Annotated in this window: 16 protein-coding genes; 7 read left to right on the forward strand and 9 right to left on the reverse strand. The window is 70.7% G+C overall.

From position 1 onward, the window contains the following. Positions 1-32: 32 nt before the first annotated feature. Genes AC0QTQ_RS12415 through AC0QTQ_RS12440 form a run of 6 tightly spaced genes read left to right on the forward strand, consistent with a single transcriptional unit; the run spans position 33 to position 8,774 of the window. Positions 33-1,550, forward strand: coding sequence for a GMC family oxidoreductase (locus AC0QTQ_RS12415; protein WP_480256833.1), 1,518 nt, complete (start codon positions 33-35; stop codon positions 1,548-1,550). After that, positions 1,547-2,914, forward strand: coding sequence for an amidohydrolase family protein (locus AC0QTQ_RS12420; RefSeq protein WP_480256834.1), 1,368 nt, complete (start codon positions 1,547-1,549; stop codon positions 2,912-2,914). The genes AC0QTQ_RS12415 and AC0QTQ_RS12420 overlap by 4 nt, the downstream gene beginning before the upstream one ends. 10 nt (positions 2,915-2,924) lie before the next feature. Beyond that, complete coding sequence (locus AC0QTQ_RS12425) at positions 2,925-3,776, forward strand: aromatic ring-hydroxylating dioxygenase subunit alpha (RefSeq protein WP_480256835.1); 852 nt, start codon at positions 2,925-2,927, stop codon at positions 3,774-3,776. Next, on the forward strand, positions 3,773-6,802 hold the full coding sequence (locus AC0QTQ_RS12430; protein ID WP_480256836.1) for a molybdopterin cofactor-binding domain-containing protein: 3,030 nt from the start codon (positions 3,773-3,775) through the stop codon (positions 6,800-6,802). Before AC0QTQ_RS12425 ends, AC0QTQ_RS12430 begins: the two co-directional genes overlap by 4 nt. Then, positions 6,799-7,269 carry a (2Fe-2S)-binding protein gene (locus AC0QTQ_RS12435; protein ID WP_121533196.1) on the forward strand — a complete coding sequence of 157 codons (471 nt, stop codon included), beginning with the start codon at positions 6,799-6,801 and terminating at the stop codon, positions 7,267-7,269. Before AC0QTQ_RS12430 ends, AC0QTQ_RS12435 begins: the two co-directional genes overlap by 4 nt. Then, the gene (locus AC0QTQ_RS12440; RefSeq protein WP_480256837.1) at positions 7,266-8,774 is read left to right on the forward strand and encodes an aldehyde dehydrogenase family protein; all 1,509 of its coding nucleotides are present in this window, start codon (positions 7,266-7,268) and stop codon (positions 8,772-8,774) included. The genes AC0QTQ_RS12435 and AC0QTQ_RS12440 overlap by 4 nt, the downstream gene beginning before the upstream one ends. Before the next feature lie 6 nt (positions 8,775-8,780). Here AC0QTQ_RS12440 and AC0QTQ_RS12445 read toward each other — a convergent pair whose 3' ends face one another. The 5 genes from AC0QTQ_RS12445 to AC0QTQ_RS12465 form a co-directional block, all read right to left on the reverse strand. Then, positions 8,781-9,875 (reverse strand): FliM/FliN family flagellar motor C-terminal domain-containing protein, encoded by a 1,095-nt coding sequence (locus AC0QTQ_RS12445; RefSeq protein ID WP_480256838.1) that lies wholly within the window; start codon positions 9,873-9,875, stop codon positions 8,781-8,783. A 136-nt stretch (positions 9,876-10,011) separates the two neighbouring features. Then, positions 10,012-12,699, reverse strand: a complete 2,688-nt coding sequence (locus AC0QTQ_RS12450; protein ID WP_480256839.1) for an ATP-binding protein — start codon at positions 12,697-12,699, stop codon at positions 10,012-10,014. Between the two features lies 1 nt (position 12,700). After that, complete coding sequence (locus AC0QTQ_RS12455; protein WP_480256840.1) at positions 12,701-13,009, reverse strand: hypothetical protein; 309 nt, start codon at positions 13,007-13,009, stop codon at positions 12,701-12,703. Beyond that, a complete protein-coding gene (locus tag AC0QTQ_RS12460; protein ID WP_121533186.1) occupies positions 13,009-13,428 on the reverse strand; it encodes a response regulator transcription factor in 420 nt (139 codons plus the stop codon). The genes AC0QTQ_RS12455 and AC0QTQ_RS12460 overlap by 1 nt, the downstream gene beginning before the upstream one ends. A gap of 77 nt (positions 13,429-13,505) precedes the next feature. Continuing rightward, on the reverse strand, positions 13,506-14,810 hold the full coding sequence (locus tag AC0QTQ_RS12465) for a short-chain fatty acyl-CoA regulator family protein (RefSeq protein ID WP_480256841.1): 1,305 nt from the start codon (positions 14,808-14,810) through the stop codon (positions 13,506-13,508). Between the two features lie 174 nt (positions 14,811-14,984). Between AC0QTQ_RS12465 and AC0QTQ_RS12470 the strand changes: the two genes are divergently transcribed. Then, the gene (locus AC0QTQ_RS12470) at positions 14,985-16,103 is read left to right on the forward strand and encodes a mechanosensitive ion channel family protein (RefSeq protein ID WP_480256842.1); all 1,119 of its coding nucleotides are present in this window, start codon (positions 14,985-14,987) and stop codon (positions 16,101-16,103) included. Here AC0QTQ_RS12470 and AC0QTQ_RS12475 read toward each other — a convergent pair. The 4 genes from AC0QTQ_RS12475 to AC0QTQ_RS12490 all read right to left on the reverse strand — a co-directional run bounded on the left by AC0QTQ_RS12475 (position 16,100) and on the right by AC0QTQ_RS12490 (position 19,373). Further along, on the reverse strand, positions 16,100-16,537 hold the full coding sequence (locus AC0QTQ_RS12475; protein ID WP_480256843.1) for a hypothetical protein: 438 nt from the start codon (positions 16,535-16,537) through the stop codon (positions 16,100-16,102). The genes AC0QTQ_RS12470 and AC0QTQ_RS12475 overlap by 4 nt on opposite strands. Positions 16,538-16,636: 99 nt before the next feature. Next, positions 16,637-17,617 (reverse strand): ABC transporter substrate-binding protein, encoded by a 981-nt coding sequence (locus AC0QTQ_RS12480; protein WP_480256844.1) that lies wholly within the window; start codon positions 17,615-17,617, stop codon positions 16,637-16,639. A 47-nt stretch (positions 17,618-17,664) separates the two neighbouring features. After that, positions 17,665-18,513: an ABC transporter permease gene (locus AC0QTQ_RS12485; protein WP_480256845.1), complete on the reverse strand. Its 849-nt coding sequence runs from the start codon at positions 18,511-18,513 to the stop codon at positions 17,665-17,667. Further along, positions 18,510-19,373: an ABC transporter permease gene (locus AC0QTQ_RS12490; protein ID WP_480256846.1), complete on the reverse strand. Its 864-nt coding sequence runs from the start codon at positions 19,371-19,373 to the stop codon at positions 18,510-18,512. The genes AC0QTQ_RS12485 and AC0QTQ_RS12490 overlap by 4 nt, the downstream gene beginning before the upstream one ends. Positions 19,374-19,377 lie beyond the last annotated feature (4 nt).

The raw sequence follows: 19,377 nt of genomic DNA on the forward strand, positions 1-19,377 counted from the left end.
ACAGAAGGCAGGGGGCAGAAGGCACGAGGGCGATGCAGGACAGCTTCGATTTCATCGTCATCGGCTCGGGCTCGGGCGGCGCGCCGGTGGCGCGGCGTCTGGCCGAGGCGGGCGCCGAGGTGCTGGTCCTCGAGGCCGGGCGCGACCCGAAGGGCGTGCGCGAGATCGAGGATCCCTCCTGCTGGTTCGGGTTGCAGCGCAGCATCTGGGACTGGGAACACGACTATGCCCCCGCCCCCGAGGTGCTGGGCCGCACCATCGCCATTCCGCGCGGCAAGGCCGTGGGCGGCTCCTCGGCCACCAATGCGATGATGTGGTATCGCGGCACCCCTGCAGATTACGCACGATGGGACGCCGAGGCGCCCGGCTGGTCCTTTGACGACTGTCTGCCCTTCATCCGCCGCGCCGAGGACTGGGCGGGCGGCGCCACCCACCTGCGCGGCGTGGGCGGCCCGCTGTCGATCGAACGCTCGAGCACCGAGCACCCGCTGACCCGCGCGATGCTGGCGGGCGGGCGGGCGATGGGGCTGCCGGAACTGGCCGATCCGAACGGGCCCGAGCCCCTCGGCGTGGCGCTTGGCAATTTCAACCTGAAGGACGGGCGGCGCTGGACCTCGGCCGACGGCTATCTGCGGCCGATGCTGGGGCGCGGCGTGACGCTGCTCCCCGAGACCCGGGCGCTGGACCTGATCTTCACCGGCGACCGCGCGACCGGGGTCGAGACCACGGCCGGCCGTTTCACCGCGCGCCGCGGCGTGATCCTTGCCGCCGGCGCCTTCGAGACGCCGCGGCTGCTGACCCTTGCCGGCATCGGTCCCGAGGCGGAGCTCGCCCGCCTCGGCCTTGCCTGCCGGGTGCGGGCCGAGGGCGTGGGGCAGAACCTGCAGGACCACCCGCTGCTGCGCGCGCTGAATTTCCGCCTGACCGAGCCCTTCGGCCCGATGCAGGGGAACGGCGGCGGCACGCTGACGATCTGGAAATCCGATGCCAGCCTGCCCGAGGCGGACCTGCTCGCCTTCCCGATCCAGGGCCGCTCGGGGGTGCCCGCGCTGATGGAGCACTACCGCCTGCCCGACCAGGGGCCGCTCTTCGCCATTGGCCTCGGCGTGATGCGGTCGTGGTCGCGCGGGCGGCTGCGGCTGACCGGCACCGGGGTCGATGACCCGCTCGACATCCGCCCCGGCCTGCTCACCGATCCGCGCGATCTGGCGGCGATGAAGCGCGGCGTCGAGGCGCTGCTCGACTTGGTCACGGGTCCGGCCTTCGCCGGCCTCTTCGCCGGCTTTGCCGCGCCCGAGGGGCGGCTTACCGGCGACGCGCTCGACACCTTCGTGCGGCGCGGCTGCTCGACCTTCTTCCACTGCTGCGGCACGGCGCGGATGGGGGCCTCGGACGAGGCCCCGGTCACCCCGCGCCTTGCCGTCCGGGGCACGCGCGGGCTGTGGGTGGCGGATGCCTCCGTGATCCCGGTGATCCCCGCCTGCCACACCCACGCCCCCGTGACCCTGATCGGTGAACGCGCGGCGACGTTCATTCTGGAGGACGCATGACCGACCTGATCCTGACCGCCGATGCCGTGGTGACGATGGATGCCGCGCTGCGGGTGATCGCCAAGGGCGCGGTCGTGGTGCGCGGCGACACCATCGCCGCCGTCGGCCCCGCCGACGAGATCCTTGCCGCCCACCCCGGCGCCAAGGTCAAGTCGATGGGCCGCGCCGTACTGATGCCCGGGCTGATCAACGCCCATGCCCATTCCGGCTTCCTGCGCGGCACCGCCGAACACCTGCCGGTCTGGGACTGGCTGACGCTGCACATCAACCCGATGCACCGGATGCTGCGCCCCGAGGAGGCCGAGGCGGCAAGCTATCTGTGCTATGCCGAAAGCCTGCTGTCCGGCACCACCACCGTCGTCGACATGTGGCGCTTCATGGAGGGCTCGGCCAAGGCCGCCGAGGTGATGGGCAACCGGCTGATCGCCGTGCCCTATGTGGGCGAGCACCCCGATTACGACTATTTCGACCGGCTCGACATGAACGAGGCGCTGATCCAGCGCTGGAACGGCGGCGCAGACGGCCGGGTCTCGGTCTGGGTCGGGCTCGAACACCTGTTCTATGCCGACGAGGCCGGGCAGCGGCGCGCCATCGACATGGCGAAGAAATACGACGTGCCGTTCCACACCCATTGCTCGGAGGCCGAGATCGAGGTGGCCGAGTTCCTCCGCCGCTATGGCCGCCGCCCGATGGAGGTGTTCCGCGATCTGGGCTTCTTCGAGACCCGCCACACGATGTTCGCCCATGCCGTCTGGCTCGACCGCGACGAGGTCGAGCTGATCTCGGGCTACAACGTCTCGGTCGCGCACAACCCGGTGTCGAACATGAAGCTCGCCTCGGGCATCGCGCCGGTGGCCGAGATGCTGGAGCTGGGCGTGCCGGTCGGGCTTGGCACCGATGGCGAGAAGGAAAACAACAACTTCGACATGTTCGAGGAGCTGAAGACCGCCTCACTTCTGGGCAAGCTGCGGCACCGCGACGCCGCGGCGATGGACAGCTGGACGGCGCTGCGCATGGGCACCTCGCTCGGCGCGAAGGCGGTGGGGCTCGGCGAGGTCACCGGCGCGCTCGAACCCGGCAAGAAGGCCGACATCATCGCGGTGCGCGCCGACACGCCGCGGATGACCCCCTTCCTGCCCGATGGCGAATGGTTCAACCTGCAGCACAACCTTGTGCATGCGGTGCGCGGCTCGGACGTGGCGATGACCATGGTCAATGGCGCGATCGTCGTCGAGGACGGCGCGCTGAAGACCGGCGACATGGGCGAGATCATCGCCCGCATCGACCGCCTTGCCCCCGGCCTTTTCACCCGCCGCAAGGCGTGGCTGGGCGAGAATGCCTCGAAACAATGGACCGATGCCTGAGGAGGCCACGATGAGCGCCACGCAAGATCCCGTCGCCCTGAACGCCTGGTATGCGGTCGCGACGCTTGCCGACCTCGACCGGGTCGAGGAGACGAAGCTGCTGGGCCACCCGATCACCATCGGGCCGGGCCGGCAGGTGATGTCCGACGCGCGCGCCCTGCCGGTGCGCGAGAAATTCGGCTGTCTGTGGACCACGCTCGGCACCCCGGGGCGCGAGATCTTCGACATCGCCGAAGCCGGGGAACCCGACCGCCGCTTCGTCCCCTGCGGTTGGGTGACCATGCGGGCCTCGGGGCTGAGGGTGGTCGAGAACTTTCTCGACATGGCGCATTTTCCCTTCGTGCACACCGACATCCTCGGCTCCGAGCCGCACACCGAAGTGCCTGGCTACAAGTCCGAGATCCGCCGCGAGGTCGACGAGGTCTGGGCGACGAACTGCACCTTCTTCCAGCCGCAGATGACCAGCACCCGGCCCGAGGGCGAATTCGCCCGGCTGACCTATCGCGTGCCCGATCCCTTCGTCGTCATGCTCTATCGCGTCTGCCCCTCGGCGCCCGAGCGGCAGGACGCCATCGCGCTCTTCATCCACCCGATCGAGGCCGGTCTGTGCCGGGCGCAGCCGGTGATGTATCTGCTCGACCAGCAGGCGACGCAGACGCAGCTTCTGCGCTTCGAGCAGGTGATCTTCCTGCAAGACCGGATCATCGTCGAGAACCAGCGCCCGCTGCTTCTGCCGCTGGAACCGCGGGCCGAGATCCCGACCCGCGCCGACAGTTCCTCGATCGCCTATCGCCGCTGGCTGAAGGAGAAGGGGCTGACCTTCGGCACGACCGCCGAACCCGCCGCGATGGCCGCCGAATGAGCGTCACCCGCGCCGCGACGCTCGACGAGGCACTCGCCCGCATCGCCGCGGGGGCGCGCCCGGTCGCGGGCGGCACCGCCTTTCGGCTGGATGCGGCGGCGGGCAAGCCGGTGCCGGCGGATCTGGTCGACATCGGGGCGCTGCTGCCGAAAGGCATTGAAGGAAACCGGATCGGCGCGGGAACCGATCTCGAAACCCTGCGTTGGGGGTCAGTGCCGCTTCTGAGCGCGGCGGCGGCCGATGTCGCCGCCCCGAACATTCGCCGTCTGGCGACGCTCGGCGGCACCATCGGCTGGCGGGCGGGGTGCCTTCTTCCTGCCCTTCTTGCGCTTGAGGCGCAGGTCGGGACCACTCACGGCCCCCGTCCGCTCGTCGACTGGCTCGCCTGCCCCGAGGGGCTGGTGCTGTCGGTCACCGTCTCGCCGCTTGCCCGGCAGATCTGGCGCAAGACAGGACTGCGCGCGGGGTTCTGCCCCTCGATCATCGCCGCGGCGGGCGCGTTCAGCCTCGAGGACGACCGCATCGCCGCGGTGCGGCTCGCGGTCGGCGGCGGCGCGGTCGCCCCCGCGCGCCTGCCCGAGACCGAGGGCTGGCTGCTCGGCCGGCCGCTCGCCACGCTCGACCGCGCGGCGCTCGGCGCCCGGATCGAGGCCGAGATCGCCGCCCCCGACTGCGCCTTTCGCAGCGCCCGCTACCGCCGGCGCGTCGCGGCGAACGCGCTGGTCGCGGGGCTGGTCGGGCTGGCGCCGCGTCCCCGCCCCGCGCGTCCGCGCCCTGCCCCCGCGCCGCTGCCCGAGCTGACGGAACTGAGCCGCGCCGCCGGTGGTGAGCGCTGGCACATGCGCGAGGACATGCCCGCCAAGGTGCGCGGCACGCTCGCCTACATGACCGATGTGCGGGCCGAGGGGATGCTCGTCGGCCGCATCCTGCGCGCCGCCCATCCGCATGCCGAGATCCTGGCGATCGACACCGCGGCGGCCGAGGCCCTGCCCGGCGTGCGCGCCGTCGTCACCCATCGCGACGTGCCGGGGCTGAATGCCTTCGGCATCCTGTTCCAGGACCAGCCGGCGCTCTGTGCCGACCGGGTGCGCTATATCGGCGATGCGGTGGCCGCAGTGGCCGCCATCGACGCCGAGACCGCCGAGCGCGCGCTGTCGCTCATCCGCGTCGACTATCGGCCGTTGCCGCTGGTCGAGGACATGGCGGCGGCGCTTGCCCCCGGGGCGCCCCCGGTCCATGCCTCTGGCAACCTGGTGACCGAGGTCGGGCTGAGCCGCGGCGATCTGGCCGCGGGCTTTGCCGCTGCCGCGCATGTGGTCGAGGACACCTATGTCACGCCGCGGCAGATGCACGGTTTCATGGAGACTGAAGGGGGCTGGGCCGCGCCCGAGGGCGAGGGGTTGATCGTCTGCGCGGGCGGTCAGCATGGCGCGCGCGACCGGATGCAGCTTGCCCGCATCCTCGCCCTGCCCGAGGAGCGGATCCGCGTCGTCACCTCTCCGACCGGTGGCGCCTTCGGCGGCAAGGACGAGCTGACCGTGCAGCCGGCGCTCGCACTTCTGGCGCTGAAGGCCCGCGCCCCGGTGCGCCTGCATCTGAGCCGCGCCGAAAGCGTGCTTGCCGGCACCAAGCGCAACCCCTTCGTGATCCGCATGCGCACCGGCTGCGACGCCGAGGGGCGGCTGGTGGCGCAGGAGGTCGAGGCACTGGCCGACAGCGGCGCCTATGCCTCGCTCTCGCCCGGCGTGCTGGAAACCGCGATGGAGCACGCGGCCGGCCCCTATCGGGTCGCGAACATCCGCACCCGTGGCCGGCTCGCCTATACCAACAACGGCACCGGCGGCGCCTTCCGCGGCTTTGGCGCGAACCAGATGAGCTATGCGATCGAATGCCAGATCGACCGGCTCGCGGCGCGGTGCGGGCTCGACCCGGTCGAGATCCGGCGCCGCAACCTGCGCCGGGCGGGCGAGCCGGGCTTCCTCGGCCAGAAAGTCGCGCCGACCGAGAAGCTGTCCGAGATGCTCGACATCGCCGCGGCCTCGGACCTGTGGGCGCCCGCCGCCGCGCGCCCCGACGAGGTCACCGGCACCGGCATCGCGCTGAACTATCAGGGCAACGGGCTTGGCACGATCCCGACCGACGAGGCGCGGTTCGAAGTGCGGCTCGAAGACGGCAAGATCCGCGTCTTCACCGGGCTCGACGAGATCGGCCAGGGCATGGTGGCCTCGGTCCATGCCGCGGTGGCCGAGCAGCTGCACTGCGCGCGCGCCGACATCGAGGTGATCTTCGGCGACACCGGCACCGCGCCCGACAGCGGTTCGACCACCGCCTCGCGCGGCGGCTATGTGGTGTGGCGCGGCGTCGAGGAGACGGCGCCGGCGCTGGCCGCAAAGATCCTCGCGCAGGCCTCCCTGCGGCTTGGCCTGCCCGCGGACCGGCTGCGCATCGTGCCGGGCGGGGTCCAGGCCGAGGGCGGCAACCACAGCCCCACCCTCGCCTTTTCCGAACTGGCGCCAGAGCGCGCCGAGACCTTCTTCGCCTTCCCGAAAAGCGACTACCGCGCCGGCAATGCGCGTTTCATCTTCGCCTATGGCGTCACCCTCGCCCGTGTCGCGATCAGCCGGGTGAGCGGCGCGGTGCGGGTGCTCGACCTCGAGATCCACACCGCCGCGGGCAAGGTGATCGACATGGCCTCCTATCTTGGCCAGATGGAGGGCGGGCTGGTGCAGGGCCTTGGCTTCACCCTGACCGAGGACATGCCGATGACCGCCGGCCGGCCGCTTGCGCGCAACTTCGACAGCTATCTGATGCCCACGGTGCGCGACGTGCCCGAGCGGATGCGGGCGACGGCGCACGAGCCGCTCGACCCCACCGACCCCTTCGGCCCGCGCGGGGTGGGCGAGCTTGGCATCGGCGCGGTGACGCCCGCGATCGCGAATGCCGTCGCCGATGCGCTTGGCGCCTGGCCCGCGACCGCGCCGTTTCCGCCAGAAACCCTGCTTGCGATGCTGGAGGCCGCCCGATGAGCCCGCCCCTCGCCTTCACACTGAACGGCGCCCCGGCGACGATCGGCGCCGAGGAAACTCTGCTCGACGCGCTGCGCGAGCGGCTTGGCGCGACCGAGGTCAAGGCGGGCTGCGCCATCGGTCGCTGCGGCGCCTGCACAGTGCTTCTGGACGGCGCCGCGGTGAATGCCTGCCTGCTCTCGGGCTGGCAGGTCGCGGGCCGCGCGATCACCACCATCGCCGGACTCGCCGCCCTGCCCGTGGGCGAGACGCTCGCCGCCGCGATGGAGGAGGAAAACGCCTTCCAATGCGGCTATTGCGCGCCCGGCATGATGATGACGCTGGCGGGGCTGCTCTCCGCCCGCCCCTTGCCCGATGACGCCCGCATTGCCGAGGCGCTCGAGGGCAACCTGTGCCGCTGCACCGGCTACCACTCGATCCTGCGCGGCGCGAGAACCGCCCGCGACCGCCTGAAAGACCTGCCATGACCCTGAGCCTCACCCCCCATGCCCCGAAGACCGAAGGCGCACGCGCCTTCCTGGCCACTGGCGCAAAGAAGATCCTGATCGACGGTGAATGGCGCGCCACCGCCGCGACCTTCGAGACCACCGATCCGGCGACCGGCGCGCTGCTCGCCACGCTCGCCCGTGCCGGCGCGACCGAGGCCGAGGCCGCAGTTGCCGCGGCACAGGCGGCGCTTTCCCGCCCCGACTGGGCCCAGATGCTGCCGATGGCGCGCGGCGCGCTGCTGTGGAAGATCGCCGATGCGATCGAGGCGCACGCCGACGAACTGGCCGAGCTTGAAAGCCTCGATCAGGGCAAGACCTTCGCCACCGCCCGCTTCGGCGAGATCCCGGGCGCGATCGCGCAGTTCCGCTATTACGCGGGCTATGCGAGCAAGATCCTCGGCACCGCGATCACCCCCTCGATCGGCTATGCGCCCGCCGGCAAGCAGGTGATGGCCTACACCCGGCGCGAGCCGATCGGCGTGGTGGCGGCGATCACGCCGTGGAACTCGCCCTTGCTGATGGCGGCGATGAAGCTGGCACCGGCGCTTTGCGCGGGCTGCACGGTGGTGCTGAAACCGGCCGAGGAGACCTCACTCACCGCGATCCGGCTGTGCGAGCTGATGCTCGAGGCGGGGCTGCCCGCGGGCGTCGTCAACCTGCTGACCGGCTTTGGCGCCGAGGTCGGCGATGCACTGGCCCGTCACCCCGGCGTCGCCAAGGTCGCCTTCACCGGCTCGACCGAGGTCGGGCGGATCCTGCTCGGCTCGGCGCGCGGCAACCTGAAGAAGCTGACGCTGGAGCTGGGCGGCAAGTCGCCGGCGATCGTGATGGCCGATGCCGACCTGTCGCGCGCCATTCCCGGCGTCGCGCGCGGCATCTTCGCCAATTCCGGGCAGGTCTGCGTTGCGGGCTCGCGCGTCTATGTGCAGCGCAAGGTCTATGAGGCGATGGCCGAGGGGCTGGCACGCGAGGCGGGGCGGCTGCGGCTTGGTCACGGGCTCGACCCGGCGTCCGACCTTGGCCCGCTGGTCAGCCCGGACCAGGCGGCGCGCGTCGCGGCCTATGTCGCGGGCGGGCGGGCCGACGGGGCCGAGGTGCTGGCGGGCGGCACGGGGTTCACCGAGGCGCCGGCCTTCTTCGCGCCGACGGTCGTTGCCGGCGTCACCCCCGACATGGCGCTGATGCGCGAGGAGATCTTCGGCCCGGTCACCGCGATCACCCCCTTCGACGAGCCCGAAGAGGCACTGGCGCTTGCCAATGACACCGACTACGGCCTTGCCGCCTCGGTCTGGACCGAAAGCCTGAGCGCCGCGCACCGGATGGCGGCGGCGGTGCGGGCGGGCACGGTCTGGGTGAATTGCCACAGCTACTTCTCGCCCGAGCTGCCGAAGGGCGGGATGAAGACCTCGGGCTGGGGGGTGGAGAACGGGCCGAACGGGCTCGAGAACTACCTCGAGACGAAGACCGTCTGCATGGTGGTCTGAACCGCCTCAGGCCGAGGAGCTGCGCCGCGCGGCCGGTTTGGCCGGCGCCTCCCCGGCGTCGCCGTCCCAGTCCATGGCAAGACCAAGCGCGCCCGTGCCCGCCGCAGCAGTGCCCGGGGCCGGCGCGGCGGCAAAGGGCGAGGGGCCGGGCTCGAACGGCGGGGCGGTCTTCATCTTCAGCGGCTTCGCCGCCTGCGGCAGCGCCGCCTCGTCCTCGTCCGAGGAAATCCGCAACGCCCGGAAACCGCGGTGCTGGCCAAGCCGCGCCGGGGCCAGCCGCCGCCGCCCCGCGCCCTCGAGCGACAGCCGCTCGAGCGCATCCTCGGGCAACGGGATGCAGGTGCCGGGGCCGAAGGTCATCAGCGTGGCGAGCGGCAGGGTGACGCGGTGCAGCACCGCCTCGAGCACCGCCTGCGTGCCCATCACCGTGCCCTCCATCCGCCGCGCCCAGTCGGCGGCCTCGGCCGCATCGCTCTCGGGCGCGGGGGCAGCCGGAGCCCCCGCCGTCGGCCGCACCGGCTGGCGCCGGAAATGCCCCTGCGCCGGCACCGCCCACAAGAGCCCGGCAGGCCGCCCCGGCGCCGGGCCGAGCACGAGATCGATCTGCCAGACACGATAGCCCAGATCCTCGAGCAGCAGGCCAAGCGGGCGCGGATCATCAAGATGCGAGGCATAGCGATAGCCCCCCGCCCAGACCTGCTCCTCCATGCCCTCGAGCCCGTCCTCGATCCCCTCGAGGACGGCATCGACGAACTCCGCCGCCATCGCCGCATCGACCCGGGTCGGGCGGCGCGGCGGAGCCACGGCGCGCCCGACCCGACCGGTCATCTGCACCTCGATCAGCGTCGCGAGCGTCGCGGGCGGCAGGGCCAGCAGGCCGAGCGTCTCCTGCGGCCCCTCGATCAGGGCAAGCAGCGACAGCTCCTCGAGAAGCTCGGGCAGGTCGGAGAGGGTCATCCGCCGCTCGCGGATCGCACTCACCGCCAGCGGCAGATCGAACAGCTCGCCCGCCGCGCGCGACAGTGCCTGCGAGATCGCCCGCTCGGCCGTCATCGGCGGCGCGCCGGGATCGGGCCGCCCGGCCTCTGCCTTGCGCGCCAATACCGGCCTGTCCTGAGCCTGCCCCGCCATCTGCCCGATCCGTCCCGCCGCTGTCCGCGCCACAGGGGCGCCCCTGGCGGCCAGAATGCCCCGCTCAGGGTTTACAAATCATTGAAGCGCGTGGGATTTTGCCGTCTCAGGCGGCCTCGCCTTCACGCCGGCGCAGCGGCAGCGTGACCCGGAAGGCGGCGCCCCCCTGCCCCGGCAGATAGTCGATGCTGCCGCCCAGATTGGCCATGATCTCGCGGCAGATCGCGAGCCCCAGCCCCGCGCCCCCCGCCTTCGAGGTGTCGGTGAGGCGGGCGAATTTCTCGAAGATCAGCGCCTGGCTGGCCTTCGGGATGCCCGAGCCGTTGTCGATGAAGTCGATCTGCGCCTTCTGGCCGCGCCGCTTCACCTCGATGCGCAGCACCGCCCGTTCGGCGTCGCAATATTTGCGGGCGTTCGAGATGATGTTGATGAACACCTGCACCAGCCGGTCGGTGTCGGTGAAGATCGGCATGTGCTCGGCCGGGGTGTCGCGTTCCAGGCGGAAGTCGCGCTCGGGCCGGGTGTTCGAGGCGGCAGAGACGGCGCGGTCGATCAGGTCGTGCAGGTTCGCGACCGAGACCGTGAGCTGCGCCTTGCCGTGTTCCAGAACCGACAGGTCGAGCAGGTCGTCGAGCAGCCGGGTCAGCCGCCGCGCCTCCTCGTGGATGATCTCGGCATATTGCGCGCGCAGCGCCTCGGGCAGGTCGGGCTCCATCAGGATCTCGGAAAAGGCGCGGATCGAGGTCATCGGCGTGCGCAGCTCGTGGCTGATCTGGCCGAGGAAGGCGTCCTTCTGCACCGACAGCGAGGTCAGCTTCTCATTCGCCTCGCGCAGCGCGCGCGCGGTGCGGGCAAGCTCTTCCGACTTCGCCTCGAGGCGGGCCGAATATTCCTTGATGTCGGCGGCCTCGCCCGCGACGGCGATCAGGTCCTGCACGCTGACCGAGGCGCCGCCAATGAGCTGCGCAATCATCGCATGCGCCGTCGCCGCGCCGACCGAGCCCGCCAGCTGACGCTCGAGCCGCGCCAGGAACTCGGGCGTCGGGTCGGGCAGGAAGCCGGCCTTGCCCTGTGCCGCCGCCCGGGTCTGGAAGAAGTGCTGCGCCTCCTCGGCACCCAGGATGCGCTGCGCCATGCTGAGCAGATCCTCGGCCTCGGCCTGGCCGCGCGACCAGCTGCGCGCGCCCTGGCCCTGATCGAAGACATTGACGAAGGCCACGCCCTGCAGCCGCTCCATCGGTCCCGGGAAGCTGGTCATCGAGAAGACGAGGAAGGCGAGCGTGTTGACGAGCAGCGACCAGAACAGCGCATGCAGCAGCGGGTCGAGCCCCTCGAGCCCGAAGAGCGCCTGCGGCCGCAGCCAGGAGATGCCGAAGGGCCCCTCCGCCAGCAGCCCCGCCGACATCAGCCCGCCGCCGCCGAAGGAGGGCAGGAACAGCGCGTAAAGCCAGATCGCGAAACCGCTCACCAGCCCGACCATCGCGCCAAGACGCGTCGCGCCACGCCAGAAGATGCCGCCGATCAGCGCCGGCAGCACCTGCGCAGTGCCGACAAAGGCGATCAACCCGATCTCGGCCAGCGCCTCGGTGCCGCCTGACAGCTGGTAGTAGAAATACCCCATCGCCAGCACCGCGCCGATCGAGAGCCGCCGGCTGATCAGCACGAGGCCGCGCACGTCGCCCTGTTGCGCCCGCCCCGCGCGCAGCGCCAGCCACAGCGGCGTGACGATGTGGTTCGAGACCATCGTGGCGAGCGCGATCGCCGCCACGATCACCATCGAGGTGGCCGAGGAGAACCCGCCGAGGAAGGCAAGGAGCGCCAGCCGCCCCTGCCCCTCGGCCAGCGGCAGGGTCAGCACGAAGAGGTCGGGGTTCGCGCCCGTCGGCAGCCGCTCGAGCCCGAGCACGGCGATCGGCACGACGAAAAGGCTCATCAGCATCAGATAGGCCGGGAAGGCCCAGCTCGCGGTGGCCAGATGGCGTTCCTCGACATTCTCGACCACCAGCACCTGAAACATCCGCGGCAGGGTCAGCACCGCCGCGGCCGAGACGAAGGTCAGCCCGGCAAAGCGGCCCGGGTGCAGATCCCAGCCGGCAATCGGCGAGGCCTCGATGCGGGCAAGCACATCGGCGGGCCCGCCGGCGATGCCCCAGACGACGAAGACCCCGACCGCGACCAGCGCCAGCAGCTTGACCACCGCCTCGAGCGCGATCGCCATGACGACGCCGTGGTGACGCTCGTTCGCATCGAGGTTGCGGGTGCCGAAGAGGATGGTGAAGAGCGCCAGCCCCGCCGCGATCCAGAACGCGGTCGAGCCCTGATCGGGCATCGGCCAGCCCTCGTGCGGGTCGGCGGCAAAGACACCGAAGCTCAGCGTCACCGACTGCAGCTGCAGCGCGATATAGGGGGTGGCGGCGGCGACCGACATCAGCGTGACGATGACGCCGAGCAGATTCGACTTGCCGTAGCGGCTCGAGATCAGGTCGGCGATCGAGGTCACCCGTTGCACCCGGCCGATCCGCACCAGCTTGCGCAGGAGCGCCCACCAGCCGACGAAAACCAGCGTCGGGCCAAGGTAGATGGTGGCGAACTCAAGCCCCGAGCGCGCCGCATAGCCAACCGCGCCATAGAAGGTCCAGGCGGTGCAATAGATCGACAGCGACAGCGTGTAGACCCAGGGGCTGCGCAGGAACCGCAGCCGGCCAAGCCGCGCCCGCCGCTCGGCCACGAAGGCCACGGTGAACAGGATGATGACGTAACCGAGGCTGACCGCGACGAGACTGTCGAAGGGCATCTCAGCCGTCCCCGCCCGGCGTCCCGGGGGCCGGCGGCGGCTCGCCCACCGCCTCTTCCTCGGCCTCGAGCGCCGGGCCAAGGCCGCGGGCAAGACCGAAGGCCGCCAGGATCAGCCCGCACCAGACGAGGAAAAGATAGATCCCCCCCGCCCCGGTGCGCGGCCCGGTGCCGGCTTCGGCATGCCACAGCCCGGGCAGCAGAAGCAGCACCGCCCCCAGAAGCGGCAACACGCGCGCGCCGTCCATCATCCGCCGGCGGCGGTAGGAACGGCGGGCCAGGAACAGCGGCTGGCCGGCGCTGCGCGGCATCAGCGCCGCCCCGGCGCGGCAACGGCGGCAGCGGCCCCATTCGCGGCGCCGGCCCCGGCGAGCGCCTCGAGCGCGGCGACGAGATCGGCATTGGCGAAGGGTTTCGCCAGGAAGGCGGTGGCGCCGGCCTGTTCGGCCGCCTCGCGGTCGCGCGCCTGACCGCGCGCGGTCAGCATCAGCACCGGCGTCGCGGCAAGCCCCGGATCGGCGCGCAGATCGGTCAGGATCTCGAGTCCCGAGCGGCCGGGCAGCATCAGATCGAGAATGACGGCCTCGGGCCGCAGCCCGGCGATGCGCGCCAGCGCCTCGCCGCCGTTCGTCTCGAGCATGACCTGCCATCCCGCACGACCCAGGATGAACCGGATCGCCTCGGCGATATGCGGCTCGTCCTCGATCAGCAGCACCTGACGTTGCGCCATCCTGTGCCTCCTCTCCCCCTCGGCCGACTATCGCGGGCCGGGGCCGTGCTGTCAAACGGCGAGCGGTCGGGGGGGCCTCAACGTTCGGGCAGGATCGAGGGCTCGCGTCGCCCCGGACAGCCCGCGCGCGGACAGATCCGGCACGAGCTGCCGACCGCGCGTTCGGTGCCCTCGCGGCCGGGCGGGGCGGGCAGAAGCAGCATCATCGCTTCACGCAGCACCGGCCCGTCGAAGCCGCCGACCGGGTGCTGGGCGCACCAGGCATAGGCGAGGAAGCGCGCCGGCAGCCGCCCGGCCATGTCGATCACCGCGCGCACCGGCTGCGACGGGCGGGCCAGCGCCTCGTAGAGCGGCCAGAGCGGACAGGCGGCGCCGAAGCGCGGCGGGGCAAAGCCCGGCACCGGCCGGCGCAGGGTCAGCGTGCCCGAGCCGTCGCTGGCGACAAGCCCCGCCGGCACCCGCCCGGGTAGGCCGGGCGGCAGCGTGGCAAGGCGGCGAAAGACCATCCCGACCGGCACGCCAAAGCGCGCGGCCAGAAGCCCCGGTTCGGGCCCGAGCTCGACCAGCGCGTCGGAGAACGCCGCCAGCGGCAGCGCCCGCGCCTCGGCCGCCGCCCGCGCGACATGGGCAAGCGCCAGCTCGCGCGCCGCGGCCGAGGCGAGTTCCGGCACCCCCTCGATCAGCGCCTCGGGCGCCGGCGGGGCGTCGGTTTCCAGCTCGGCCAGATGCCAGTCGCGCCCGGCAAGCCAGGTCTCGAGCTGTTCGAGCGGTGCGGCAAGGCCGGTCTCGGCGGTCTCCATTTCATCAAGATAGCCCACCAGCGACTCCGCCGTGCCCGACAGCCGCAGGCTTTCCTCGGCCATGGTGCGCAGGAAGCGGCTGCGCCATTCGGGCTCGATATCCTCGGTCTCGGCCAGAATCGCCGCGGTCGAGCGCAGCGAGGTCACCGCCGAGAGCACCTCGTGCAGGTTGTCGAGCAGGAACGGGTCCTGCGCCATCCGCTCGGCATAGCCCTCGACCACGCGCTCGAGCGCGCCGACGCGCGCCTGACGGTCGGCCAGAACCGCGGCCCAGCCCGGGAAACGGCCGACGAATTCCTCGATGCGTTCAAGCTCGGGCCCGGCCTTCTCGGCGCCCACGGCAGCCTCGCGCAGCCCGTCGAAGAGCACTGCCTCGGCCCCTTCCGAAAGCGCCACCGGCTCGACCCCGAGGGCGCGCGCAAGCGTCTCGAGCAGGTCATCGCCGACGCGGCGGCGGTTGTGCTCGATCAGGTTCAGATAGGCCGCGGAAATGCCGACGCCGCGGGCGAGATCGGCCTGCTTCACATGCAGCGCCGTGCGCCGCTCGCGGATCCGCGTGCCGGTGAGGGCGGAACGGGCCACGGCCACCTCCCTTCGTGTCCATGCCCGGAATTTACAGGCAATGGACTGTCTACAAAAGCATTTTACGCATGATGGCAGCGGTTTTCAGGCCCGCACGGGAAACACCGCGCCCTTGCGCGAAAGCGCACGGGAACCCCGCCCCGCCCTGCTGCGTTGCAGCACAAAGGAGGGAACATGGGCAAGACAGTGACGGCCGACCTTGAAACCCTGATCGCGCGGGCCGGGGTGTGGCTGCCCGACTGGGCGGTCTCGGCGCTGGTGCTGGGCGCGGCGCTGATGCTGGCGCTCGCGGTCTGGCGGCTGGTCTTCGGGGCGCTGAATCGGCTGGTAGCGGGCCGCGATCTGTTCTGGCGCTCGCTCGTCGGGCGCGGCGCGGCGCCGTTGCGGCTGGTCCTTGCCATCGCCGCGCTGCGCTTCGCGCTGTCGCTCGCGCCACTCGGGGCGACCATGGCGGCGGGGCTCGCGCAGCTTCTGCTGGTGGCCTTCATCCTGTGCCTCGCCTGGATCGCCTGGACCGCGCTTTCGATCTGGACGACGCTGCACCTGCGCCGCTTCAAGCTGGATGCCGAGGATAACCTGCTGGCCCGCAAGCATGTCACGCAAACCCGCATCCTGATGCGGGTCGCCAAGGTGGTGCTGATCCTCTTCGCCACCGCCGCGGCGCTGATGACCTTCGAGCCGGTGCGGCAATACGGCGTCTCGCTGCTGGCCGCGGGCGGCGCGGCGGGCATCGTCGTGGGCCTTGCGCTGCAGCCCGTGCTGAAGAACCTGATCGCCGGCATCCAGCTTGCCATCACCCAGCCGATCCGCATCGACGACGCCCTTATCGTCGAGGGTGAATGGGGCAATGTCGAAGAGATTTCCTCGACTTACGTGGTGATCCGGTTGTGGGACTGGCGCCGGCTCATCGTGCCGCTGAGCTATTTCATCGAACAGCCCTTCCAGAACTGGACCCGCGAGAGCGCCGAGCTGATCGGCACCGTGCTGCTCTATCTCGACCACCGCGCCCCGGTCGAGGAGATCCGCGCCAAGGGCCGCGACCTGGCCGCCGCCTCGCCCCTGTGGGACGGCAAGGTCTATGCGCTGCAGGTCACCGATTTCCGCGAACGGGTGATGGAGCTGCGCGTGCTCGTCTCGGCCCGCACCGCGCCGCGCGCCTTCGACCTGCGCTGCGAGATGCGCGAGAAGCTGATCGGCTGGCTGCAGGCCGAACATCCCGACGCCCTGCCCCGCACCCGCGAGGAGATCGCCGTCACCGCGGCGCCGCCGTCCCTGGCCGGGGAGCCGGGCTAGTTCTCGAGACTGCCGAAGCGCGCGCCATAATTCATTGCGCGGCGGGTGCAGCGGTCGAGGGCGAAGTCGAACCACGCCCGTTCGCGCCCGCGCGAGGCCCACAGATCGGTGCCGAGCTTCGCCCGCCCGGCGGCGATCGCGCGGCCCATGCCCTGGACGTCGAGCTTTCGCAACCGGCCGATCCAGAATTGCGCCGCCTCGTCCTGCAGGCTGCCGACCGGAGCGCCCGCAGGCAGGTAATCCTGCGCGACGGCCAGGCAATAGCCCGCCTCGACCGCCTCGGTCGGGGTGTCGAAAAGATAGCCCGGTGGCGCCGCGAACTGGCTTTTCCACACCGCCCAGAACAGCACCCCGACGACGGCCACAAGCAGCGCGCCACCCGTCCAGAGCAGCGGCGCCGGCAGATCCTCGTCGGTCACATAGGTGCGGGTCATCGGCGATCCTCCGGCCCCGAGATCAGCACAGAGGGGTTAAGGAATCGCCCATGAAAAAAGGGCGCCCCGAAGGGCGCCCCAGATCCGCGCGGGCCGTGCTTACTTCAGCGCCGCGTCGGTGATGTCGAGCGTATAGGCCCCTTCCGGCGCCTTCGAGATGACCGGGTCCGAGCCGCCGGCCAGCAGGATCTTCACCGTGCGTTCGTAGTCCGCCGGATCGAGCGCGCCGTTCGAGCCCATGGTGAGCTTGGCGATCTCGCCCATCATCCGCTTCTGGTGCTTCTCGGTCTGCGCCCCCGACTCGTCGTTCTCGAGCACGATCTCGGCCGCCTCGTCGGGGTTCGCCTCGGCGTATTTCCAGCCCTTCATCGAGGCGCGGACGAACTTGACCATCTTCTCCTTGAAGGCCGGGTCCTTGAGCTTGTCTTCCATGACGTAAAGCCCGTCCTCGAGCGTGGCGACGCCCTCGTCCTCGTACTTGAAGGTGACGAGATCCCCGGGGGTCAGCCCGGCATCGATCACCTGCCAGTATTCGTTGTAGGTCATCGTCGAGATGCAGGCGGCCTGCTTTTGCAGCAGCGGATCGACGTTGAAGCCCTGCTTGAGCACCTTCACGCCCTCGGCCGAACCGTCGGTCGGGATGCCGAGCGTCGCCATCCAGCTCAGGAACGGGTATTCATTGCCGCCGAACCAGACGCCGAGCGTCTTGCCCTTGAAGTCCTCGGGCCCCTTGATCCCGGTTTCCTTGAGGCAGGTCAGCATCATGCCCGAATGCTTGAAGGGCTGGGCGATGTTGACGAGGGCCAGCCCCTTCTCGCGCGCGGCAAGCGCCGAGGGCATCCAGTCGACGGTGACATCGGCGCCGCCGCCGGCCATCACCTGGGTGGGCGAGATGTCGGGGCCGCCCGGCATGATGTCGACGTCGAGCCCCTCTTCCTTGTAAAAGCCCTTGTCCTTGGCCACGTAATAGCCCGCGAACTGGGCCTGGGTGACCCATTTCAGCTGCAGCTTGACCTCTTCGGCCGACACGCCCCCCGCCATCAGGGCCAGCGCCGCCGCACCGATCAGAAATTTCTTCATCGTCGTCTCCACAGTTGACCCCGGGTGTTTCCCCGGTGTTGAAAAACTCATTTCGCGCGCTGCGAGGGGTGCCAGAAGGTCACCGCCTTCTCGATCAGCACCATCATCCCGAAGAAGCCCGACCCGGCGAGGGCCGCCACCGCAATCTCCGACCAGACGAGCGGCATATCAAGTTGCCCCACCGCGGTCGAAATGCGGAAGCCCATGCCCCGCGTCGGGCTGCCGAAAAATTCGGCAACGATCGCGCCGATCAGCGCCAGCGTGGTGGCGATCTTCAGCCCGTTGAACAGGAAGGGCATCGCCGCCGGCAGGCGCATCTTCAGAAGGCTCTGCCGATAGGTGGCGGAATAGGTCTGCATCAGGTCGCGCTGCAGCGCGTCGGTGGCGGCAAGCCCCGCGACCATGTTCACCAGCACCGGGAAGAACACCATCACCACCACGACTGCCGCCTTCGACTGCCAGTCGAAACCGAACCACATCACCAGGATCGGCGCAATGCCGACGATCGGCAGGGCGGCGACGAAATTGCCCACCGGCAGCAGCCCGCGCTGCAGGAAGGGCGAGCGGTCGACGACAATCGCCACCAGCACCGCCGCGCCGCAGCCGATGACATAGCCCGCCAGCGCCCCCTTCAGGATGGTCTGGGCGAAATCGCCCCAGAGCAGCCCGGTGCTTTCGGCAAAGCGCGCCGCGATCATCGAGGGCGGCGGCAGGATCACTGGGCTGACCCCCAGCCCGATCACCATCCCCTGCCACAGCACCAGCAGGGTGATGCCGAACAGCACCGGCACGAAGATCCGTGCCCAGCGATGCCCCCCCCAGCGGTTGGCAATGGTCACGTTCAGCGCCGAGGTCGCGATCCAGAAGGCGAGTGCCGCCCAGCCCTGCCAGCTCATCGTGCCATCCCCATGCGTTTGAGCGTCACCGCCTCGATCGCGCCGACCACGGCGACGAGCGCCGCCGCCAGCAGCGCCGCGGCAAAGAGCGCGGCCCAGATCTGGATCGTCTGGCCGTAATAGCTGCCCGAGAGCAGCCGCGCGCCCAGACCCGCCGTCGCGCCCGCGGGCAGCTCGGCCACGATCGTGCCGACCAGCGCCGCCGCGACCCCCACCTTCAGCGAGGCGAAGAGATAGGGCATCGAGGACGGCAGGCGCAGCTTCCACAGCACCGCCGCGCGCGGCGTGTTGTAGGTGCGCAGCAGGTCAAGCTGCATCCCGTCTGGCGCGCGCAGCCCCTTCACCATGCCGACAAGGATCGGGAAGAAGCTGAGATAGGCCGCGATGATCGCCTTCGGCACCAGCCCCTTGATGCCGAGCGAGGCGAGCACCACGATCACCATCGGCGCGATCGCCAGGATCGGAATGGTCTGGCTGGCGATCGCCCAGGGCATCACCGACATGTCCATGGCGCGGCTGTGCACGATGCCGATGGCCAGGATCAGCCCCGCCGCGGTGCCCAGCACGAAACCCGCCATCGTCGCCGAGAGCGTGACCCAGCCATGATAGACGAGCGAGCGTTTCGAGGTGATCTTCTGCCCCGCCACGCCGTCCCACAGCCCGGCCAGCACCTGATGCGGCGCGGGCAGGACCGGGCGCTCCTGCGCCATGGTCTCCGAGATCAGCTGCGCGGTCGTCACCTCGGTGCCCGCCCGCGCCGCCTGGTCATAGACCCATTTCGAATTCAGCCAGACCGCCGCGCCATACCACAGCACGACGATGGCGGCGACACCGGTCAGGATCGGCAGAATGGTCTTCATCGCC

This window comes from Paenirhodobacter sp. YD-8 (assembly GCF_056590935.1).

Excerpts from the sequence above, each read along its gene's own strand:
- AC0QTQ_RS12415 (WP_480256833.1), top strand. The coding sequence starts at position 33 with ATGCAGGACAGCTTCGATTTCATCGTCATCGGCTCGGGCTCGGGCGGC.
- AC0QTQ_RS12420 (WP_480256834.1), top strand. The coding sequence starts at position 1,547 with ATGACCGACCTGATCCTGACCGCCGATGCCGTGGTGACGATGGATGCC.
- AC0QTQ_RS12425 (WP_480256835.1), top strand. The coding sequence starts at position 2,925 with ATGAGCGCCACGCAAGATCCCGTCGCCCTGAACGCCTGGTATGCGGTC.
- AC0QTQ_RS12430 (WP_480256836.1), top strand. The coding sequence starts at position 3,773 with ATGAGCGTCACCCGCGCCGCGACGCTCGACGAGGCACTCGCCCGCATC.
- AC0QTQ_RS12435 (WP_121533196.1), top strand. The coding sequence starts at position 6,799 with ATGAGCCCGCCCCTCGCCTTCACACTGAACGGCGCCCCGGCGACGATC.
- AC0QTQ_RS12440 (WP_480256837.1), top strand. The coding sequence starts at position 7,266 with ATGACCCTGAGCCTCACCCCCCATGCCCCGAAGACCGAAGGCGCACGC.
- AC0QTQ_RS12450 (WP_480256839.1), bottom strand. The coding sequence starts at position 12,699 with ATGCCCTTCGACAGTCTCGTCGCGGTCAGCCTCGGTTACGTCATCATC.
- AC0QTQ_RS12455 (WP_480256840.1), bottom strand. The coding sequence starts at position 13,009 with ATGCCGCGCAGCGCCGGCCAGCCGCTGTTCCTGGCCCGCCGTTCCTAC.
- AC0QTQ_RS12460 (WP_121533186.1), bottom strand. The coding sequence starts at position 13,428 with ATGGCGCAACGTCAGGTGCTGCTGATCGAGGACGAGCCGCATATCGCC.
- AC0QTQ_RS12470 (WP_480256842.1), top strand. The coding sequence starts at position 14,985 with ATGGGCAAGACAGTGACGGCCGACCTTGAAACCCTGATCGCGCGGGCC.
- AC0QTQ_RS12475 (WP_480256843.1), bottom strand. The coding sequence starts at position 16,537 with ATGACCCGCACCTATGTGACCGACGAGGATCTGCCGGCGCCGCTGCTC.
- AC0QTQ_RS12480 (WP_480256844.1), bottom strand. The coding sequence starts at position 17,617 with ATGAAGAAATTTCTGATCGGTGCGGCGGCGCTGGCCCTGATGGCGGGG.
- AC0QTQ_RS12485 (WP_480256845.1), bottom strand. The coding sequence starts at position 18,513 with ATGAGCTGGCAGGGCTGGGCGGCACTCGCCTTCTGGATCGCGACCTCG.
- AC0QTQ_RS12490 (WP_480256846.1), bottom strand. The coding sequence starts at position 19,373 with ATGAAGACCATTCTGCCGATCCTGACCGGTGTCGCCGCCATCGTCGTG.